The sequence below is a fragment of the Marinobacter shengliensis genome (assembly GCF_030297115.1).
Classification (GTDB): Bacteria; Pseudomonadota; Gammaproteobacteria; order Pseudomonadales; family Oleiphilaceae; genus Marinobacter; species Marinobacter shengliensis.
In genome coordinates this window covers 4033995-4053933 of record NZ_AP028062.1, presented here as the reverse complement: position 1 = coordinate 4053933, position 19939 = coordinate 4033995, and the positions used below count along the sequence as shown (strand labels likewise).

At 56.8% G+C, this 19939-nt stretch carries 13 protein-coding genes; 8 read left to right on the top strand and 5 right to left on the bottom strand.

Translation table 11 applies throughout. From position 1 onward, the window contains the following. The first annotated feature begins 92 nt into the window (after window positions 1-92). Window positions 93-1256 carry a glutathionylspermidine synthase family protein gene (locus QUE75_RS18545; RefSeq protein WP_286252394.1) on the top strand — a complete coding sequence of 388 codons (1164 nt, stop codon included), beginning with the start codon at window positions 93-95 and terminating at the stop codon, window positions 1254-1256. 9 nt (window positions 1257-1265) lie between these two features. On the opposite strand, the gene QUE75_RS18540 is transcribed toward QUE75_RS18545, so the two are convergent. The 3 genes from QUE75_RS18540 to QUE75_RS18530 are packed head-to-tail and all read right to left on the bottom strand — an operon-like array spanning window position 1266 to window position 2750. Next, entirely contained in the window at window positions 1266-1589 is a 324-nt protein-coding gene (locus tag QUE75_RS18540; RefSeq protein ID WP_152439358.1) for a hypothetical protein, read from the bottom strand. 46 nt (window positions 1590-1635) lie between these two features. Further along, window positions 1636-2331 carry a PspA/IM30 family protein gene (locus QUE75_RS18535; RefSeq protein WP_072676040.1) on the bottom strand — a complete coding sequence of 232 codons (696 nt, stop codon included), beginning with the start codon at window positions 2329-2331 and terminating at the stop codon, window positions 1636-1638. Window positions 2332-2345: 14 nt separating this feature from the next. Continuing rightward, window positions 2346-2750 carry a YjfI family protein gene (locus tag QUE75_RS18530; RefSeq protein WP_058091627.1) on the bottom strand — a complete coding sequence of 135 codons (405 nt, stop codon included), beginning with the start codon at window positions 2748-2750 and terminating at the stop codon, window positions 2346-2348. 206 nt (window positions 2751-2956) lie between these two features. Between QUE75_RS18530 and QUE75_RS18525 the strand changes: the two genes are divergently transcribed. The 4 genes from QUE75_RS18525 (at window position 2957) to QUE75_RS18510 (ending at window position 12624) form a co-directional block, all read left to right on the top strand. Next, complete coding sequence (locus QUE75_RS18525; RefSeq protein ID WP_072676041.1) at window positions 2957-3583, top strand: hypothetical protein; 627 nt, start codon at window positions 2957-2959, stop codon at window positions 3581-3583. Window positions 3584-3626: 43 nt separating this feature from the next. Continuing rightward, window positions 3627-5630, top strand: coding sequence for a flotillin family protein (locus tag QUE75_RS18520; RefSeq protein WP_286252385.1), 2004 nt, complete (start codon window positions 3627-3629; stop codon window positions 5628-5630). A gap of 78 nt (window positions 5631-5708) precedes the next feature. Next, window positions 5709-10973: a DNA repair ATPase gene (locus tag QUE75_RS18515; protein ID WP_286252384.1), complete on the top strand. Its 5265-nt coding sequence runs from the start codon at window positions 5709-5711 to the stop codon at window positions 10971-10973. Window positions 10974-11007: 34 nt separating this feature from the next. After that, window positions 11008-12624, top strand: coding sequence for a hypothetical protein (locus QUE75_RS18510; RefSeq protein ID WP_286252382.1), 1617 nt, complete (start codon window positions 11008-11010; stop codon window positions 12622-12624). A gap of 193 nt (window positions 12625-12817) precedes the next feature. Here the strand turns inward: QUE75_RS18510 and QUE75_RS18505 are convergent, their stop codons facing one another. After that, window positions 12818-16525: an ankyrin repeat domain-containing protein gene (locus tag QUE75_RS18505; protein WP_286252380.1), complete on the bottom strand. Its 3708-nt coding sequence runs from the start codon at window positions 16523-16525 to the stop codon at window positions 12818-12820. 216 nt (window positions 16526-16741) lie between these two features. On the opposite strand from QUE75_RS18505, the gene QUE75_RS18500 reads away from it, so the two are divergent. From QUE75_RS18500 to QUE75_RS18490, 3 genes are all read left to right on the top strand, one after another. After that, window positions 16742-17734, top strand: a complete 993-nt coding sequence (locus QUE75_RS18500) for a hypothetical protein (protein ID WP_286252377.1) — start codon at window positions 16742-16744, stop codon at window positions 17732-17734. A 116-nt stretch (window positions 17735-17850) separates the two neighbouring features. Next, window positions 17851-18288 (top strand): YtoQ family protein, encoded by a 438-nt coding sequence (locus QUE75_RS18495; protein WP_058091620.1) that lies wholly within the window; start codon window positions 17851-17853, stop codon window positions 18286-18288. Window positions 18289-18340: 52 nt separating this feature from the next. Next, window positions 18341-19231 (top strand): DNA ligase, encoded by an 891-nt coding sequence (locus QUE75_RS18490; RefSeq protein WP_286252374.1) that lies wholly within the window; start codon window positions 18341-18343, stop codon window positions 19229-19231. Here the strand turns inward: QUE75_RS18490 and QUE75_RS18485 are convergent. Further along, window positions 19228-19821 carry an ATP-dependent zinc protease family protein gene (locus QUE75_RS18485; RefSeq protein ID WP_286252372.1) on the bottom strand — a complete coding sequence of 198 codons (594 nt, stop codon included), beginning with the start codon at window positions 19819-19821 and terminating at the stop codon, window positions 19228-19230. The genes QUE75_RS18490 and QUE75_RS18485 overlap by 4 nt on opposite strands. Window positions 19822-19939: the final 118 nt, after the last annotated feature.

Here is a 19939-nt window from a genome sequence, read left to right as displayed (position 1 = left end):
GACTTGGCGACTTTCCCGGGTGTGGAAATGCCGGTAGACTCTCGCGCTTCAGGAAAGTATTGGACTGGCCCGCCTCAGGAGAAGGACACTCCATGAAACGTATTCAAATGGCTCCCCGCCCGGATTGGTGCTCTCAGGCGGAATCCTATGGATTCCATTTTCATACCCTGGAGGGCGAACCCTATTGGGATGAAACCGCCTGTTATCAGTTTACGCTTGCCGAAATTGAAGACGGTATTGAGGCTCCCACTGAGGAACTTCACGCAATGTGTCTCGATCTGGTGGGTGAGGTGGTCTCAAGCGAGCGCTTGTTGGATCAATTGGCGATACCCGGGAAGGCCTGGGATCTGATCGCCGAAAGCTGGAAGTTTTCTGAGCCGTCACTTTATGGGCGAATGGACTTCTCGTTCGATGGTGCCGGGCCTGCGAAGTTCTACGAATACAACGCGGACACCCCAACCTCTCTCTATGAAACCGGGTTCTTCCAATGGTTGTGGCTTGAACAACAAATTGAGCGAGGGCAACTGCCGGCAGGCGCCGATCAGTTCAATCGATTGCAGGAGGCTCTGATCGAGCGGTTGGCAATGATTGGTCGTGCAGGGCAGTCGTTTCACCTGGCCTGCTGCCGGGACCATCCCGAAGATGCCGGTACCATTGAGTATCTCGCCGACTGCGCGGATCAGGCCGGGCTTAATCCCAAGACCTTATTTATTGATGAGATTGGCCTTGGAGAGCGTCAGCGATTTGTTGGCCTTGATGATGAGCCTGTTGATCAATTGTTCAAGCTATACCCTTGGGAATGGATGTGGCAGGAATCTTTTTCCGATTATGTGGGTGCCAGTGGCACCCAGTTTGTCGAACCGCCATGGAAGCTGATCCTGTCGAATAAAGGTATCCTGCCTTTGTTGTGGGAGCGCCATGAGGGCCATCCAAATCTTTTGCCAGCCTGGTTTGAAAGCGATAAGCGACGTGATCCGAACCTCGAACGCTGGGTTCGCAAGCCGTTGTTCTCCAGAGAAGGTGCAAACATTGCGATTGAAACCGGCGCCGGAGTGGAGGCTCAGGTTGAGGGGCCATATGGCGATGGGCCAACCATCATTCAGGGTTGGTGTCCGCCTCCCCGTTTCTCCGGGCACTATTGCCTAATCGGGAGCTGGATTGTGGGTAACGAGGCTGTCGGGATGGGTATCCGTGAAGACAATACGGCGATCACGCGCGACACGTCGCGGTTCGTCCCGCATTTCATAGACGGCTGACGAGCGCCGCTATCCCGCCAGGTAGTTGCTCGCAAACGCCTGCAACTCCCCCGCCACCCGCTGCCGAATCGCGGCGCGGTCGTTGGGATCAAGCCCGTACTTCTTTGCCAGTACCTCAAAATCCTCATCCCGCAGGGTGATGGTCAGCCGGGGTCTGGCCCGATTCTTACGGTAGGGCAGCTGCAGGACTTTGCGCACCATATCAGCGGTGGTCATGTCCTGCAGGGCTGCAGACACCCGGAAGGCGCGCTGGATGTCGTTGGAGAGATCAAAGGCCAGTTGCACCGCCTGAACCGCTTGTTCTTCTTTTGACCAATCCGGTTTCTTTGCCATTGGCTTAGCCTGGATAGGCGCCCCCGTGTTGGGGGCGCGTAAAGTGTTACTGAGCCTGGTTGCCTTTCAGGCGGGCAAGGACATCGTTTACCGCGTCTTGCTCGCTATCAATGCCAGCGGCCTTCAGTTTCTCATCCAGGTCGGCCCCAGTAAGTTCTTTCTCAAGCGTAGCGCTGGCGTTTTGCCGGTCTTCTTCCCGGGCCTGGCGGTCACGGATGCGCTCCAGTGTTTCCTTGGCGGTACTCAGGGAAGACTGGTTGCTGTTAATGTTGGTGTCGATCTGGGCGGTGGTGCGCAGTACCCGCTCGTTGGTTTTCACCACCTGCAGTTCCCGGCGGTAGTCGGCCAGCTGCTTTTCTGCCCGCTGTACGCGCTCTTTCAGGCCGCTGATGCGCTGTTGCAGCAATTCGCGGGTCTGGGTCAGTTCCCCAGCGCGGCGTTCGTGGCCCACAATGCGTTCGGCCACTTCCCGGGCCAGGTCTTCCTGGCCTGCGGCCAGGGCTTTGCTGGCGTCCTGTTCGCGTTTGCTGGCGCTGTCCTGCTCAACGCGGATCTGCCGGGCCAGCGATGCGGATTCGGCCATCAGGGCGGCCAGTTCCTGCTTGGCCTGTTTCAGTTCCTGTTCGGCGTCTCGCAGTTCCTGTTCCAGAATGCGGTTGCCCTGGCCATCCACAACGGCTTCACCCAATTCGTTAACGCCACCGCGCATGGCGGTCAGGATTTTCTTCAGTACGGTTCTCATGGTTCAGCCCTCACTCAAGCCAGGTAGTCTTCAAAAGTCTGTAACAGGTCGATGGCATTCTCGGCGAGCGTGACCAGTTCCTGCATGATTTCGGTCGTACCGGAGGTGGGGCTCAAGGCGCCATACACCACGTAATGATCGCCGGTTCTTCCCAGTGCGCTGAGGGGCATGGGTACGCTTAGGCGGAGCATGTTTTCATGCAGCTCGTTCAGGCGTTCCGGGTTCAGTTCCTGTTCGTCAAAAAGGTACGCAAGGCACAGAATCTGGGTGTCGGTTACGGTAACGTACACCGGCGTTTCTTCAGCGCCGGAAACGACCACTTGCAGTACCGGCTCGTCACCGGCTACGGGCATCACATCAAAGGTACGGCCTGCATGGGTAGCATCGCCCAAGGCCAGGGTGAGGGATTGAGTGTCCACGAATAGCTCCTTCCTGTGGCATTGAATCGGTTCGGCCGATCCGGACGAACCTTGTCCTGTCGCTTGACATTTTATGTCAATAAGCCGAGTCTATACTCCGCAATTAAATATTTGCAAGAAATAGTTTGTTTGCGTTATAAACAACGCCTAATTGTTGACATGAACTGTCACCCATTGGATTTACCGGAACGGATGTCTGGTCGCGTATGGAAACATTCTTCGCAGTTGCGTTCTCCTTCCCGACGGTGGTTTTCTCCGTACTGCTTTGCGTGGCCATTATTTACTGGCTGATTTCCCTTTCCGGTATGGGCGATGTAGATGCCGAGGGTGATCTTGATGTGGCCGGTGATTTCAGTGGCCTGATGGTGACTCTCGGCTTGCAAGGCGTGCCCCTGCCGCTGGTGCTCACCCTGTTGTTCCTGGCTGGCTGGTTGACCAGTTATTTCATTGATCTGGCCTTGGGCGCACTGGTGCCGTCGGGCATTCTGCACTGGTTGTACGCGCTGGCGGTGCTGTTCACATCCCTGGTTAGCGGCCTGTTGGTCACGTCCATTGTCGTTCGCCCCCTTCGGCCTCTGTTCCGCCGTGCCTATCTGCCGCCTCTGCAAAAACGCATTATCGGCACACCCTGCGTGGTGATTTCTTCCTCGGTTTCTGAAACATCCGGGCGGGCAGAAGCCCATCTGGACGGTGCCCACCTGGTGTTGCAGGTGCGTAGCCATTCCCCGTTGTCCCATCGGGAGCGGGCCATCCTCATTGAACATATTCCGGATGCCAACGCCTGGTGGGTGGTGCCGGAAGCTGAATTTCTGTCCGGCGGTTCCGCCGGTTAACCCTGCACAAGCGTCCTTCCAATCAGCTCAGGAGAAAGCGTAAATGGATTTATCTTGGATCATTCCGGTCTTCATGACTGTCGGCGTTCTGGTCTTGTTGATACTGGGCATTCTGGCCCTGTTCAAGGCTTTCTATCGCAAGGTTGATCAGGGCCAGGCCCTGATCGTGAACGATCTGTCGCCCACCCCGAAAGTGTACTTCACCGGGGCCATGGTGCTGCCGGTTATTCACCGTTCCGAGACCATGAAAATCTCGGTCATTACCCTGGAGCTGAACCGTACCGGCAAGGAAGGGTTGATCTGTAAGGACAACCTGCGGGCGGATATCACCGTTGCGTTCTACTTGCGGGTAAACGAAACCGCAGAAGATGTCTTGCGGGTTGCCAAATCGGTAGGGGTTGGTCGTGCCTCTGACCGCGATGCGGTCAACGAACTGTTCAATGCCAAGTTCAGTGAAGCGTTGAAAACCGTTGGTAAGAAAATGGAGTTCATGCAGCTGTTCGAAGAGCGGCAGCGGTTCCGGGATTCCATTGTTGAGACCATCGGCGAAGATCTGAATGGCTATATCCTCGAAGACGTGGCCATCGATTACCTGGAGCAAACACCGAAAACCTCTCTGGATCCAAACAACATTCTGGATTCCGAAGGCATCAAGCGCATCACCGAAATTACCGCACTGCACAACGTAGAAACCAACCGCCTGGAACGTGATCAGGAGCTGGAAATCCAGCGCAAGAACGTCTCCGCCCGCGAAGCATCGTTGGAGTTGGAGCGTAGTCAGGCTGACGCAGAAGCCCGTCAGCGCCGTGAAATTGAAACCCTGCAGGCCCGTGAAACCTCGGAAACCGAGCAGGTACGTGAGCAAGAGCGTGCCCGTGCTGAAGCCGCCCGCATCAAGACCGATGAAGAGCTGGCGATTGCTGAAGAAAACAAACAGCGCCAGATCGAGATGGCCATGAAGGCCCGTGAGCGTGCGGTGCAGATTGAGGAAGTGCGCATTCGCCAGGCCCGTGAGCTGGAAGATGTAAACCGTGAGCGCGCCGTAGAGATCGAGCGCATCGGCATGGAGAAGGCGCTGGAAGGCGAGCGTAAGGAAATTGCCGACATCACCAGTCAGCGTATTGCGGTTGAGCGCAACGTGGCGGAAGAAGAAGAGAACATCAAGGATGTGCGCAACCGTTCTGAAGCCGAGCGCCTGAAGGTCAAGAAAGTGGTAGCTGCTGAAGCGGATGCCGAAGAGCTTAAGTTGATGGACGTGAAAGCTGCGGAAGCCGCCTTTGAACGTTCCAAGTTTGAAGCTGAACAGGTTCGAGTCAAAGCCCAGGCAGACCTGGATGCCGCCGAGAAGAAGTCGGTTTCGGATGAGAAGCTGGCCCGTGGTCGTCAGGCCATGGCAGCGGCCGATGGCCTGGCCGATGCCCAGGTCAAGGAAGCTCAGGCAACTGCGATCCGTGCGGATGGTCTGGCCCGTGCCGAAGTTAAATCGGCCACGGCGAAGGCTGACGAAGAAGCTGGCCTGGCTGAAGTGCGGGTGCTGGAGCAGCGCCTTGAAACCGAAGCCATGGGTGAAGAGAAGCTGGGTCTGGCCAAAGCGGATGCCCGCAAAGCCATGGTGCTGGCGGATGCCGAAGGCGAGCAGCGTATGGGTCTGGCCAAGGCCGATGCCCGCGAAGCCATGGCCAAGGCCGAAGCGTCTGGCCTGGTCGAGAAGCTGAAGGCCTACGACAACATGTCTGAAGAGGCTCGTCACTTCGAAGAATTCCGCATGAACCTGGAAGTTCATGAGAAGGAAGTGATGGCGCAGATCGAAGCCCAGAAGACCGGCCTGCTGGAAAATGGTCGCGTGATGGCGGCGGCCCTGAAAGACGCCAAGTTTGAAATGATTGGTGGCGACGGCGGCATCTTCGAGAAGTTTGCCCAGGGGCTGGGTTATGGCAAGAGTGTGCAGGGCGTTCTGGACAAGTCGCCCTCGCTGCAGGCAGCCCTGGCCGGCATCGCCGGACGGGTTTCCGGTGAGAAGTCCAGCCGGACTTCGGAAACCGCCTGAAGCCCCAGCGACCGCCGGCCCAAGCACCGGCGGTCGCTGTTCCCATTCCGATTTCCCTTCAGTTCAGGATGATTTGCTATGTCGACGGATCGCACCGGCCTTGAAAGCATTGTTCAGGAAGGCTCTGCCTTCGAAACCATCCAGCGGCGGCTGAAAGAGCAGGGCGGACAGCTCCGGGAGCAGGTGTCCGGGTTGAATCAGGCCCGGGAAGAGGTTTTCGGCAGTGCCGGCATGAACGTACTTGGCCGGGCCCGGGTCAGAACCGAAAACAATGCCATTGCACGGGATGTGGTTCGTCTTGGGGACAAACTGCTGTTTGGCTTCAATCTCCAGCTTGGCTTGCGCAAGTCCCTGGCGGTTGAGGATGTGTTCCGGCTGTACCACCTGAATGACGGCGACAGCGGTTTCGAAATGACCGAAGCCGCCATCGAAGGCTCCTTCCTGACCGATGCCCGCTTTGCCACAGACTTCCGGGAACTGCAGCAGTACTACAACACCGCCACCCTGTCTCAGCTGGTCATCCTCAAGGGCATGTTGCTGATGGCGTTCCGTATTGGTGACAAGCTGGACGACCTGAGGGTGTTCCGCTGGGAACTGAAGCCGGATGGCAACGTAAGCCGATACGTGGACAACCGGGGCGAGCGCGACCTGACCTTCCCGGACCGTTTCAGCTTCCCCTGGAAAACCGTTGGCCGTGACAGCCAGGTACAGGGCCGTTCGCCGCATCTGAACATTGCCGACACCCTGTTTGTTGACAACCTGCGGGGCAACATCACCTTCAAGGTGGAGAACAACACCGCCACCGGCGAGGGCATCTATCAGGACGCGGTGGAGTCTGACTCCCAGTCCCTGGACGACGCCAGTTTCGACTACGCCGACCTTGGCGAGATTCTGCTGGTGCGGATTCTGCCGTTCAATGAAAAACACTGGCGCTACTATCTGTTCAATCGCACCCAGCGCAAGGTTGAACGGGTGGATGCCATGGCTGGTTCGGTGGCGTCGTTGCCGGACAATCATGGCCTCATATTCCCCTCCGGCTATTACCTCACCACCGGTGAGCTGAAAACCTTCCAGATTCCGGAAGGGGATTTCCGGCTCAAGCGCACCCTGCGCTCACCGAACGGTGAGGACATGCTGTATGTGTTCTACGAGCAACTCACCGGGCAGGTGATACTGTTCCGCTACAACCTGATTCGGAAACAGGCGGATGTGCCCCTGATTGGCCATGGCTTCGCACTGTTCGAAAACGGTCATCTGGTGGTCTTCAATGCCGATAACGAACCGACCCTGGTGCACCCGCTGCAGGTATGGGAAACCCCGTTTACCTCCGAGAGCTTCCATGCCCAGGCCAGCGTGGCAAACGATTCGGAACTGGCTCGGATTGGCAATCCGGAACTGGTGCGGGGCATTGCCGAATTAAACACGGTAGTGACGCTGGTGGACTCCTCCAGCGCCAGTGAGCGCCACTTCACCAGCCTGATTCGCATCGTTGACCGGGTGCTCGACCAGTTCTTCTGGCTGTCTGGCAGGCAGGAAGAGGTTCTGTTCTCTGGGCTTCATCAGCACCTGACAACCATCCGTGGCACTGCGGAACTGGTACTGGATGAGTATGAGAAAGTTCAGAGCATCCGGGCGCAGACGGAAACCGCCATTAATGATGTGGCTGAGGCTCAGGGCATTTTGATGCGAGACCTGAAGCCGGACAGCTGGAAAGCGCCGGATCAGTTTGTCAGTTACTTGGCCCGCCTGCGCGAACATCGGGGGCGGCTGCGCACCCTGAATGATCGGCGGTATGCCGATAAAGCCCGTATCGAAACACTGGAAAGTGATCTGGCCGACGCTGAGGAGCGGCTGACGGAGCGAACCTTCCGTTTTCTGGCCTCAGCGGAGGCGCTGGATGGTTACCGCAAGACCCTGACCGAATTACAAACCGACCTGGCCGAGGCCGACACCCGGGATGCCCTGCGCAAGATTGTAGACCGCTACCGAGAGCTGACTTCCGGGCTGGATATGATTCAGGGCATGCTGGCGTCCATGGCCGGTGACGATGCCGCGCTGGAAACCGCCATCACCGATAACATCTCCGGCATCTACGCCACCATCAACCAGCAGCGTTCGGAAGCGGAACTGCGCTTGAAAGAGCAGGGCAGTGCCGAGGCCCGGGCCCAGTTTGCCGCCCGGCTGCGGTTGTTTGAGCAGAGCCTGGCCAACGGCGTGAGTTCCCTGACCGATGTGCGGGAATGTGATGGCCTGATGACCCGTATGCTCGACCAGTTGCAGGAACTGGAAAGCCAGTTTGGCGAATACGATGAGTTTCTTGCCGCCATTCTGGAGCAGCGTGAGAACGCCCACGAAAGCATTGAGGCCCGGCGCCAGCAACTGCAGGATCAGCAGCAGCGCCGGGTAACGACACTCACCGATGCCGCCGAACGCATACTCCGGAATGTCACCCGCCGGACCGAACGGTTCGCCAGCCCGGAAGAACTGCACGCCTTCTTCGCCTCCGATGCCATGGTGGCGCGCCTGCGCAGCATGGCCAAAGAGCTGCGGGAGCTGGGCGCGGCCATGGAAGCGGATGACTGCTTGGGGCAGCTCAAGGCCGCCCAGGACACCGCGCTCAGAAGTGTTCGCGATAAAGCCGATATCTTTGAAGACGGCGGCGCGGTCATCCGTTTGGGCAAGCACCGGTTCAGCGTTAACCAGCAGGAGCTGGACCTGACGCTGATCCCGCGAGACGACCACGTGCTGCTGCACCTGACCGGCACCCAGTATTACGAGCGCCTGGACGAGCCAGAGCTGGACCGCCTGCGCGGCTACTGGAATATGAGCCAGCCGTCGGAGTCAGACAGGGTCTACCGGGCCGAGTACCTTGCGGCACTGGTGATCGAGGAATTCCGGCAGGCATCTGATCTGCCCGTCAACGTGGCCGATCTGGATGAGCTGACCGACTACATCCGTAAATTCGCCTCCCCCCGCTACCGTGAGGGCTATGAAAAAGGCATTCATGACCACGATGCCGCTTTGATCGTCAGTACCCTCTGGCCGGCTATCCAGAGCGCCGGATTGCTTCGATTCAGCCCCAAGGCCCGTGCCCTCGCCATGCTGTACTGGGCCGAGGTGGCCCGGCAGGATCTAGCGGCACAACAGTTGCGTTCACGCTGCCTGTCTGCCGGTATTCTCAGCCGGATGATGCAGTCGAACGAATTGTTGTACTCCCTGGAGCAGGAACTTGCTCCGCAGATGTCGGAGTATGTCGCCCATCATCAGCTGGCGCTGGCGGAAAAAGGCAGTGCCGAGCGTACCCTGATTGAGTCGGCGGCCCAGTATTTAGTGCAGCAGCTGGCGGAGGAAAACGAGCAGTTTGATATCACCCGTTATGCGGGTGAGCTGGCGGCCGGTTTCACCGAATCCCTGAAACGGGATAACCAGTTTGCGCAGTACCAGCAAGCACTGGATGTGGTGAGCGGCCAGCCGGCGGCTCGCTGGACCATTGCCCAGCATTGGCTGAAGGCCTGGATGGGCAAAACCGACCAGCAACACCTGATGCATTACCTGCCGGAAGTGGTGGCCGTCCTCAATGTGGGCGATGCCATCAAGACCGGCGTGCGCAGCGTTGAGTTGGCCTTTCATGTGGATGGCCTGCTGGGCCAGCACAGCCGCATAAACGAACGCACACTGAGCCTGCAGCTGGACGAGTTCGATGAGCGCCTGCGCTACCACCGCCAGGAAATCATTCCCGGCTGGCAGCAATTGCAGGAAGTCCGCCACAAAGTCCTGGAGCGCTGGCGCGATCAGCTGCGCCTTGAGGAGTTCCGGCCCCGGCCGCTGTCGTCTTTTGTGCGCAACAAACTGATCAGCGAAAGTTATCTGCCGATCATCGGCGACAACCTGGCCAAGCAGATGGGTACCGCCGGTGAAGACCGGCGCACAGACCAGTCCGGCCTGTTGATGATGATTTCGCCACCCGGCTACGGCAAGACCACCCTGATGGAATACGTGGCAAACCGCCTGGGCCTGATCTTCATGAAGATCAACTGCCCGAGCCTGGGCCACGACGTCACCTCGCTGGACCCGGAAAAAGCGCCGCACTCCACCGCCGAGGCGGAGCTGATCAAACTCAACCTGGCCCTGGAAATGGGTAACAACGTGATGCTGTATCTGGATGATATCCAGCACACCCATCCGGAGTTCCTGCAGAAGTTCATCTCCCTGTGTGACGGCACCCGACGCATTGAGGGGGTCTGGCGCGGCCGCACCCGCACCTACGACATGCGCGGTAAACGCTTCTGTGTGGTCATGGCCGGTAACCCCTACACCGAGAGCGGTGAAGTGTTCAAAGTGCCCGACATGCTCGCCAACCGGGCTGATATCTACAACCTGGGTGATGTGCTCTCCGGCATGGAACACGCCTTTGCACTGTCCTACATCGAGAACAGCCTGAGCTCCAACCCGGTGCTGGCGCCTTTGGCCACCCGTGGCATGGCGGATTTCTATCGGTTTGCCGATCTGGCCGAGGGCAAGTCGGTGGCTGACTCCGATTTTGAACACGATTACAGCGCCGCCGAGCGGGACGAAATTGTCTCCCTGCTGAAAAAAATGATCCGGGTGCGGGAAACCGTACTGCGAGTGAATCAGGCTTACATAGCCTCCAGTGCCCAGGCCGAGGCCTATCGCACCGAGCCGACGTTCAAGCTGCAGGGCAGTTACCGGAACATGAACAAGCTGGCAGAGAAACTGTCGCCGATCATGAGTGAGGAGGAACTGGAAGCCCTGATTGACGACCACTACCAGGGTGAATCCCAGCTGCTGACCCAGGGCGCGGAAGAAAACCTGCTGAAACTCAAACAGATGCGCGGCACCCTGAGCGAGGCAGAAGCCGCCCGCTGGCAGTCGATCTGCGAAGAATACCGCCGCCGCCAACAGGCCGGTGGAGATGAAGAAACCGGCGTGAAAGTGGTGCGCCAGCTGGGCCTGATTTCCGAGCATATGCAGCAACTGAGTCAGCAATTGGTGGCCGGAATGGACAGCCGAAGGGAGTCCGAACCGGATCTCGACAAGGCCGTGAGCCAGTTGTCCCGCTCCCTGGAAACCGGCCTCACCGAAGGCCTGCAATCGGTGCAACTGAATCCCGCAGTCACCGTCAACCTGGACAGCCCACCCCAGGTGGGCGATGCCCTGATGGCTTTTGCGAGGATCTTCGAGGAATCCATTGTGCCACTGGTGAAAACCATGGATGGCAAGCTGGATCTGGATCTGAAAACCCAGCAGGAAATGAGTCGGGTGTTGAGGGTGATTCGGGAGCTGCAGGACAGATTGCTGACGCAGGATCGAGCTCAAAGCTAAGCCGTTAATAATGCAAGCAAGGATGTAGTCCATCATGATCAAGGAAGATTTGGCAGTGCCCACAGCGGCACAGTTTTTAGAAACACTCAACAGCGGTGATCACCTGAAGCTCATTCGGGAATGGCGCGATGTGGTGTTTCATACCGTATTCGTCAAGAAACACTCTGGACTTGAATTGCCAATGCTCTATCCGGTTGACGAGCATCAGAGCTTTCTGGCGAGCCCGGATGCCAATGAAGTTCAAGAGGCATTGGAAGGCTTTGCCCTTCCGGACGATGCCGACGTTTTCGTTAAAGCTGAACCGTTACGAGAGCTGGCCAGAAACGCCCATATGTTGGGAGCCTGGCTGAACTGGCTGGGTGCCGAGATCATCATGAACAGTTCACTCATGGAATTGTTTGGGATGAAAGCTCTGGTGACTGTGGAAGGTGGGCAAGAGAAATTGTATCAGGCAAAAGTTTATGCCTCCCCTGCACTGAACAAGAAGGGCCCCTCGGCCAATGCAAGCGCCCAAATCTGGAACATCAGCCAGGTTGTTGGCGGGTCCGACATTCAGCGCTCCCAAGAAGTCATGATTTATGATGACAGCAAATCTATTGCGTTCGCAGAGAATGAAGGCTCGATTCTCTCTTCACGCAAATTAAGCCAGTTGACGGCGGATGAAGCAGCGCTCTTCGACAAATGGGCGGCGCCGGTATATGACTTTGGGGCGTTAACCCAGGGTGAAGAGAAGGGGAGCGACTCTCTTATTCAGGACACCTACGTTCCCCACCCCTCATTGCTTGACGATGCGTTACTGAATTCATTCTGTGAACTTGAGCGGGCGATTAACAATGAGATCATGCCCGATGCAAGCCGCCTTTATCTGGAGGTTAGCAAAGACCAGGTTTTCGCCGAAATGGAAGAGTCGGGAGATGACAGCCTGGATCGCGTTGAGGGTCGGAAGTTCTGTATTCTTTTTGAGGATCACCCCGAATGGTGTCTGTTGCTCGGTGGCGATGGCTTGGCACTGACCGATTTCTCCGATGACGTCTGGCTACCGAGCTCTACTGGTCGCCATGAGATGCCGGAGCCTTTGCGCCTGAAAGTGGTTCGGGCCATTGCCTGGACGTTATTCTGGAAGGGGCGGGAGCCTGGTACGCGGGTGTCGCTCATTCCCGGCCAGTTTGCGGGTCTGAAGCCTTTTCGCCCGGACAATCTGAACAGGATCTTTCATCCGACTCTGGATGACACCCGGTTCCCGGTGCTGGCTTCCATGCCTTGTGGCGTACAACCGATGCCCGTGCTGGTGCACGGTGAGATACCCGAAGGTTACGTGGTTGAAGCACTGGAGGATCTGACGGTTCAAGCTTCAGATCTTCCCCGGGGAACACCGCGCCGAGACAGCATACTGGTGAATGATGCGGTTCATTTTGGCTCGATGTGCGGCCCCATAGTGGTGCCACAGAGTGCCATCGAATTCCCGGATGAGTGGTACACAAGCGCTCGAACGTCCACCACCCAGCTAATTTCCGATTTCAAGTTCTTCCTGCAGAGCCAGCCCCGGAGGACGTCTGCGCCGGGTAAAGATCTTGATAGCCCGGGGGTGGTGATAGGCATCTGCGTTGGTTTCATGGCCTTTTTGTTATTACTGGTTGTCATGCTTGGTTGATAGCAGGCTGACCCGGAACTGACGTATGCAGCCAGAGGGCCAGCTTTTCGCGCCGCAGGGTGTCATAACGTCGGAATGCCACAGATACCAATCGGCCCTGCGGTTCACCAACCACCAGATTCCCAAGGCCGAAAAAGGTGTTTACCAGTCTGCCGATGCCACGGAAAAAGCGGTCTCGAGTTTCCCCAGCAGGTTAGAACGCAAATCCACGCTGCAATAAGTGCCCTCTCGCCCATTCGCTACCATGTTTCCAGGCCAGATCGAGATCACTTTGCTGCTGTTCCGTAGTGCGCTCAAACGTACCTTCAAGATAGAGAACAATATCTTTGGGGGCGAATTTGTATGCAGCCGGGAGTACGCTGTAGGGAGGTGCGCCGAGGAGCGGGTTTTCGCTCGCTCCCGCGTTGACAAGCATTTCGACTATCTCAAGATTTCCACTAACAACCGCGTCGCGTAACGCATTGGATGACATCTGCTTGCTGAACCCATCGGGGTGGGCGCCGTGGTTTAGTAGCTGTTTAACCACAGATTCTGATTTATTGAACACAGCAAGTTTTAGCGGGAATCGATAGTCCTGGTTGTAGACATTTGGCCTTGCTCCCATTGAGAGCAAGGCTTCTACCATGTCTTCCCGGTCGGCTTTGACGGCGGTCATGAGAGGGGTATTCCCTCCGAAATCCCGGGTATTAAGGTCGTATATCAAAGGGTGCAGGGCCCGAAGTGCCTCAACCTTGCCAGTGTGTGCAGCGATATGGAGAGTTTGTGGTGTCACTGTGGCACCGTTTTTCAGCAGGTATTCAATGGACTCAGCGTCATTCTGGAGGACTGCTGTATCCAGAAGTGTCAGTCTGCTAACGGGGTCCTCTTGGGTGAGCTTTTCTCGATCAACAGTTGCCAACACGCTGTAACCTTCCTGAAGGTATCTCCAGACAGGGGGTGTGGGTTCGTCGGTATTCGTGAACAGTCGGCGCAGGCGGTCCAGAAGCGGGGAAGTCTGCCTGTTTTGTTGGTCTTGCTGGAGCAGGCGGACAAGAGCGATACGGTGCCCCCACTCGATGTCTTCTCCAAGAACCTCTGTTGCCTCCTGAACCGGTGATGAGCCGGAATAATCTTTGTCGCCAAGATCCGCGCCGCTGCGAACCAACGCGTTGATCAAAGACAGATTTTTTCCCGAACGGATGAACGGGTTCAACACATCTGCCAAGGGTTCATCCAAAGCCGCGCGTCCTTGCTGTTTGAGCCATGAAACCAGCTGCTCTTCAGGCATAGCCTGCGAAAGAGGCTCCAGGCTGGCGATAAGGAACTCGGCTCTTTTACCTGAATCCATGGAATTGAGCAGCGTTTCAGCCAGTTCCGGCTTCTGGGACAGCAGTGCAAATTGGTAGGTCGCGGTGTACTTACGCATAAACAGGCTCGGCCGAAACACTGCACCCTTCTGGAGCAGTGACTCAAACGCTGGGAGGTTGTTGTACCTTGCGGCCATGGATAGCAAAGGCTCTCCGGCAAAGGTATCGTTTGGGTCAAGGGACTGATCCAGAAGCATCTCGTACCAATCACGGTTTTGTTGTGCGAGGGCGACCATAAAATAGGCGGCTTCGGGCTTTTCTTCATAGTGCCCGGAATCCAACGCTGCAAACTCTCTGCTCAGGTAGCTCATCAGCCTTTCCTGGCCGTAAATTGCAGCAAGGATAGCGAGGTTGTCGGAATGGCGGGCGTCCGCTCTGGCGAGAAGCAACGCGACAGGTTCGTTCAGGCGAGCGGCATAATCCAGGGGGAACTTTCGTGCATCGTCTTCCGGGTAGACTCCCTCGCTCAGCTCGATGGCCCGGGATGCGAGTTCAGGGGTGCCATACGCACCAATCAGATGGAAAGGGGTCCGGCCCCGTTTGTCTGTCTTGAGCAGCACCTCAGAATTCAGTAATAAGGATGCTGCATCAAATTGCCCGGCGCGTATTGCAAGGTGGGCAGGCGTTTCCCCATGATCGTTGGTTTGGGTAAGGTCGGCCCCCTGTTCTATTAATGCCTTCAGTGTTTCAAATTCGTGTGTTTTCAGGGCTGTCAGCAATGGCGAAAGTTCAGTTTCGGGCGCAGCCACTGTCTGTTCAGGGCGGCCCGAACTATCCAGGTTTTTTTGCGCAAGCTCCAGAATTGTGCCCTCGGGAGCTTTAACGGCAGAAGGATCGCCGCCCGCCTGCAAAAGCGTCATGAGTATCACAAGCTTTCGATCCCGAACCGCCCGGACAACGGCATTGCGATAGCCATCCCCTGTACCGTTTGGGTTAGCACCATGCTTCAGCAGTGGGTCAAGCATTGCCACATCACCGTTTTCGATAACACTGAGTACAGCTTCAGACAGGCACTCTTTATTACGGGCGTGCGTTTTCGCCAGCAACTCAATGGCTGGTAATGAGCTCTGCCGGATTGCCACATCAAACGCGGAACGACACCGGCGCCTTGGCGCCCTGACGCCGGCAGTCACAAGGTCCACCAAAAGATCGACGTTGTCATAGCGAACAGCTTCCATGAGAGCGTAGGTCAGGAGGTCTGCGCGTCGATTAGTAAACGACAGAACCTTTTCAGTCCACCCTGCTGCTGCGAAGTATTCCAGCCGCTCATAGTAATTGTCGTCGCCCAACACGGCATCCGGATGCCATAACTGTTTGGCAAGATCAGTGTTTCCCGTCTTGGCTGCGACTATAAATGGTGATGGCTCGGTTTTGTCGATCTGTTGTAATGGAGGGTTCTGTTTTAAAGCCCACTGCACCAGGTAAGGATTGTCTTTTCGCAGGCCTGTGCGCAGAACCTGAGTGATCGGGACACCTTGTGACACCACGAGTGGGGCAAGTTCCAGCATCTCGCCGCCGTGGCTACCTATCTGATTCAGTAGCCAGGCAGGGCTGATCACTCGCCGGTTGACCAGGTACGCAAGGTCGTCTAAATCATAGTTGATCAGGACAGCATTGCCCTCTCGGGGATAAAACGCCAGATCGTCTTTCTCTTGCTCTAATGAGTCGTACAGCATTCTTGCGAGCTTCGCGGAACCATACTTTACGGCGAGCCTGACGTCCGGTACGTCGACAGATTGCCAGTGATTCAGAAGCTCGCCAACGGCTTCGACTTGGTTGAACCGAATGGCGATTTTCAGCGGGGTCCATTTGTTGAAGCATTGGCTCGACAGAGTCGCCCGAGGGGCGAGTTGGAGCAGTCTTTTCAGTGTGGGCAAGTGGCCAGATGCAGCCGCCCAGTGCAGGGCGTTGCACTCCGCCTGATTTAGATCCTGTCTCAGGAGACTCTCAGGAACCCGTCCTGGCTGCCCGATGAATGACCACCAGGCCGCAGGTGAAATGCCTGGCGGCGGCATTCCATCCCCATGTTTTTGCCAGTGCGCCATCAACGTGTGCAGAACAAGGACATTATCAGCCAGCTCAAATGCTGTGCCTGACCGCGAGTTGATGAGTGGGTCTGCGCCTGCGTCCAACAGGAGGGTGACGGATTCGGAAGCGCCATATCGCGCGGCTTTATGCAGTGCGGTTGGATGGTTAACCGTCCTTTGAAGGTTTGGATCGATACCTGATGTCAGTAGCCATTGGACAACGTTAACCTTGTTGGAAGACGAGGCGGAGTGAAGCGTGCTATCTCCGAAGCTGTCGAACTGGCTGAAATCGACTCCGAGATTATGCAGATATTCCAGAATTTCAAGCTGCCCCTGTTTCGCCGCGGTATTGGCAAACCCTGCCCACTTCGCATTCTCCGGGTTGATGTTATTGCCTTGAAGCCGAACCCAGAGCTTTAGATCATCCAACTGGCTATTGTTTGCCATGACGTGTGGGGCTTGACTAATAGCCAGAGGGCTCCAAGTGAGCAGGAGCGATGACAGGCAGAACGCCCAGAGCAGCTTCATTCAGGAATCTCCGTTTCCTTGGGGGGCAGTACATCCTTGTGAGATCAGCGCGGAGCGTAACAAAATCGGATGTTATAGTCAGCTCTGGTGTTGCTCCGTCCAAGGCTTTGAAGACCATATTAAGCGACTCTTGTGGCTATCACATCAAAGTTTCCAGATAGGTCGTCAGGTAGAATGGCCCCTCCAAAGTAGTCGCCGAACTGGGTATCAAATTTTATGCAAACCGCTAATGGATTAGCAGCCAGTTATGCGCCTGGCGCCTATCGCCGGGATGCAATCCCAGTGCAGGAGCCCCTCAAGAACATCAGCCGTTTTGCCAAGTCACTGGAGGCAGGGGATTTCATTGAGCGTTTACCCTGGGGGGATTATGCGGGGCTCGATATGCATGTCCTTCCCCAGTATGTGAAGAACTACCAAAAGAAACTCGAGTCGGGCGGAGTTGGCTGGGTGGGGCCCAAATGGACGCATCGACAGCAGCCTTCTGATTTCGTCAAAAGCCGTTGGCAGTTGTTACTTATGCTCGCTGGTGGTTTAGCAGACTACGGAGTAATGAAAGTATTCTTCGTTGCCTTCGCTTTTGCTGAAATTGTCGCCTATATAAAGTTTGGAGAGTTTTCGTTTGTTTTTCTGGCGTTGGTCGGTCTTCACTTATTCTTCCGCTACCCCTTCACCTGGTTTCTGCAACGCAATCCCGGAGTCATTGTTAAGGATCTGGGCTGTGGTTTTTTCCGCCCGACGGGCATGGTGAAGTTCCGTACCTGGCGAGAGGAAACCTTCGAAGCACCGTTTATCGAGTTTGATCCCTACATCTCATTTCATGTGAATCCGAAGGGCCCCGTCAGCTACAAGCTGCTCCTGCGCCATCGTTATACCGGTTGGCAAACGACCGTCGCGCAGGTGGCGGATGTCCACAAAGTGGAGCTGTATGCGCACTGGGATGAACTGCAGCGGTATATGGACGTTAGCCAGCCCTTACCCGACGTTCCGGCGTTGGAAAAGTACCGTCACCTGGACCCCACGACAGCCGAGTACGATGCGGCAGGCAAGCGGGGAAGAGCAGCAGACTATTGGGCGACTCTGGATTTGACGTGGTGGGAAAACGAAGGTTATCCGGCCCACCTGAAGGCTATTCGGGAATTCCCATGGTCGACACTGGAGGATCGGATGGAGAAAAGCGTTCCGAATCTGGCCGAGGCGGCCATGGTGTAATACCCATGAGGTTCTGCCGCCGACATCGGCAAGGCGAGGCTCGGCCGTGAACATCTCTCCCCATTGGCGTATTATCCCCGCCTGACTGATTAACCAACACTCCAGGGGAGCCCACCATGATCTGGACCGTATACCTTTCCGGCGAAATCCACACCGACTGGCGTGAGCAGATTGCTGCGGGTGCTGAGGCGGCGGGGTTGCCGGTTGAGTTTACCTCTGCCAACACCGACCACGAATCCAGCGACGCCGCGGGCGATTTCCTGGGTAAGCCGGAGAGCAATTTCTGGCGTGATCACCAGTCTTCCAAGGTGAATGCCATCCGCACCAAGACCCTGCTTGAGCAGTGCGATCTGGCGGTTATCCGTTTTGGCGACAAGTACAAACAGTGGAACGCAGCCTTCGACGCCGGCTACTGCGCCGCCATGGGCACCCCTTATATCACCCTGCATGATGAAGACATCGTACACCCGCTCAAGGAAGTGGACGCTGCCGCCATGGCCTGGGCACAAACGCCGGAGCAGGTGGTTGAGCTGCTGAAGTATGTAACGGCCTGAGTACAGCGTTTTTCGTAACACCATCAACAGGATGTAAAAAGGGCAAAGGAACATGCCACTCTTCAATACTGGCGGTGTCGGGGCAACAGCCCTGACACTTTGCCTGCTTTTTCTCTCGTTACTTGCCATTGATCCCATTCAGGCCAATGCACGGCCGCCTGCCATCCCTCTGGCCAATGTCTATCACCCGGGTGTAAACCTAGAGGAATACTGGGTCAGCGAAAAGCTGGACGGTGTCCGGGCCTATTGGGATGGCGAGCAGCTCTGGTCCCGGGGCGGGCATTTATACGCGGCGCCCGACTGGTTTACGGCGCAGTTTCCCCGGCATCCACTGGACGGTGAGCTCTGGAGCGGTCGCGAGCGCTTTGCCGAGCTGTCCGGGGTGGTGCGCAAAGAGCAGCCGGTGGATCAGCAGTGGCGTCAGGTGAGGTTTCATGTGTTTGATCTGCCACAGCCTGAAACCGTGTTCGAGCAGCGCTATCGTCAGTTGGAACGGGTGGTTGCAGGTTCTGACTCACCGTATCTGGTATTGGTGGAGCAGCGCCCGGTTGCCAGCCATGACGAACTGAAAGCACAGCTTGAAGCGATGGTGTCAGCCGGTGCGGAAGGGTTGATGCTGAAGCGAAGAAACAGCCGGTATCAGGCCGGTCGTTCCGATGATCTGCTTAAAGTGAAAACCCATGAGGATGCGGAAGCGAAAGTCGTTGGTCACCTGCCGGGCAAGGGCAAGTACGAGGGGCTGATGGGGGCTTTGGAAGTGGAGCTGTACGATGGCCGGCAGTTTCGCATCGGAACCGGGTTTACCGATGCGGACAGGCGCAACCCGCCGGCGATTGGCTCAATCATTACCTTCCGCTACCGTGGTTTGACCGCCACCGGCTTGCCGAGATTTGCCAGCTTTCTTCGGGTCCGGAATGATGAACCGGTGCCGAAGGCCGATTAGGGCGAGATGGCCTTGCTGCTCTGGGCCAGCTCCTCCAGCGTGCTGTATTCACACTCCAGTTCAGCGATGAAGGTGCGGCCGGAATCGGTCAGGATGTTGTCATCCCGGAGTAGTCGGCGGCCCAAAAGTACCGGGTAGGAAAATTTGCCCCGGTCGGTGAGGGAAAACTGGGTTTCATGGACCTTGCCGCCGAGGCAGAAGTCCATTTCGACCACATAGCGCCGCTGGGAGGGAGCACCCTTGCGTTTGATCAGTACGGTGCGATGGACCGGTCGCTCAAATTCCAGAATCACTTCGTCGTGCTTCAGGTCACCCTCGCTGGGCTGGTCTTCGTGGTCACCCAAAGGCAGCTGAAAGCGTACCCAGTCCTCGTTGTCCTTCTCGAAAGATTCCACATTCACAGCATGCAGGGACGAGGTCTTGGCGCCGGTATCCAGGCGTGCTTTTAACCGGATGCCGGTCTCGCCCATCACCACCCACTCCACAAAGCCCATCACTTCCGGCTCCGCCGATGCTTGTGACTGAGTCTCGGCCGTGGCCGGGTTGGCAGAGAACAAGAGGCTGGTCAGGGCGATGACAGCAGATCGCATTGGATGCTTCCTTTGGCTGGTCAATCTGAAAAGGTGGAGCGGCACGGGCCGGTCTGTTGCTGTGCAATTCCAGCAAGGTTATCAGGGTCGGTCGCCTGTAGCCCTTTCGGGCAGATTA

What these genes read in the sequence shown, in the direction of transcription:
- QUE75_RS18545 (WP_286252394.1), top strand. Translation starts at nt 93, where the DNA reads ATGAAACGTATTCAAATGGCTCCCCGCCCGGATTGGTGCTCTCAGGCG.
- QUE75_RS18540 (WP_152439358.1), bottom strand. Translation starts at nt 1,589, where the DNA reads ATGGCAAAGAAACCGGATTGGTCAAAAGAAGAACAAGCGGTTCAGGCG.
- QUE75_RS18535 (WP_072676040.1), bottom strand. Translation starts at nt 2,331, where the DNA reads ATGAGAACCGTACTGAAGAAAATCCTGACCGCCATGCGCGGTGGCGTT.
- QUE75_RS18525 (WP_072676041.1), top strand. Translation starts at nt 2,957, where the DNA reads ATGGAAACATTCTTCGCAGTTGCGTTCTCCTTCCCGACGGTGGTTTTC.
- QUE75_RS18520 (WP_286252385.1), top strand. Translation starts at nt 3,627, where the DNA reads ATGGATTTATCTTGGATCATTCCGGTCTTCATGACTGTCGGCGTTCTG.
- QUE75_RS18515 (WP_286252384.1), top strand. Translation starts at nt 5,709, where the DNA reads ATGTCGACGGATCGCACCGGCCTTGAAAGCATTGTTCAGGAAGGCTCT.
- QUE75_RS18510 (WP_286252382.1), top strand. Translation starts at nt 11,008, where the DNA reads ATGATCAAGGAAGATTTGGCAGTGCCCACAGCGGCACAGTTTTTAGAA.
- QUE75_RS18505 (WP_286252380.1), bottom strand. Translation starts at nt 16,525, where the DNA reads ATGAAGCTGCTCTGGGCGTTCTGCCTGTCATCGCTCCTGCTCACTTGG.
- QUE75_RS18500 (WP_286252377.1), top strand. Translation starts at nt 16,742, where the DNA reads ATGCAAACCGCTAATGGATTAGCAGCCAGTTATGCGCCTGGCGCCTAT.
- QUE75_RS18495 (WP_058091620.1), top strand. Translation starts at nt 17,851, where the DNA reads ATGATCTGGACCGTATACCTTTCCGGCGAAATCCACACCGACTGGCGT.
- QUE75_RS18490 (WP_286252374.1), top strand. Translation starts at nt 18,341, where the DNA reads ATGCCACTCTTCAATACTGGCGGTGTCGGGGCAACAGCCCTGACACTT.
- QUE75_RS18485 (WP_286252372.1), bottom strand. Translation starts at nt 19,821, where the DNA reads ATGCGATCTGCTGTCATCGCCCTGACCAGCCTCTTGTTCTCTGCCAAC.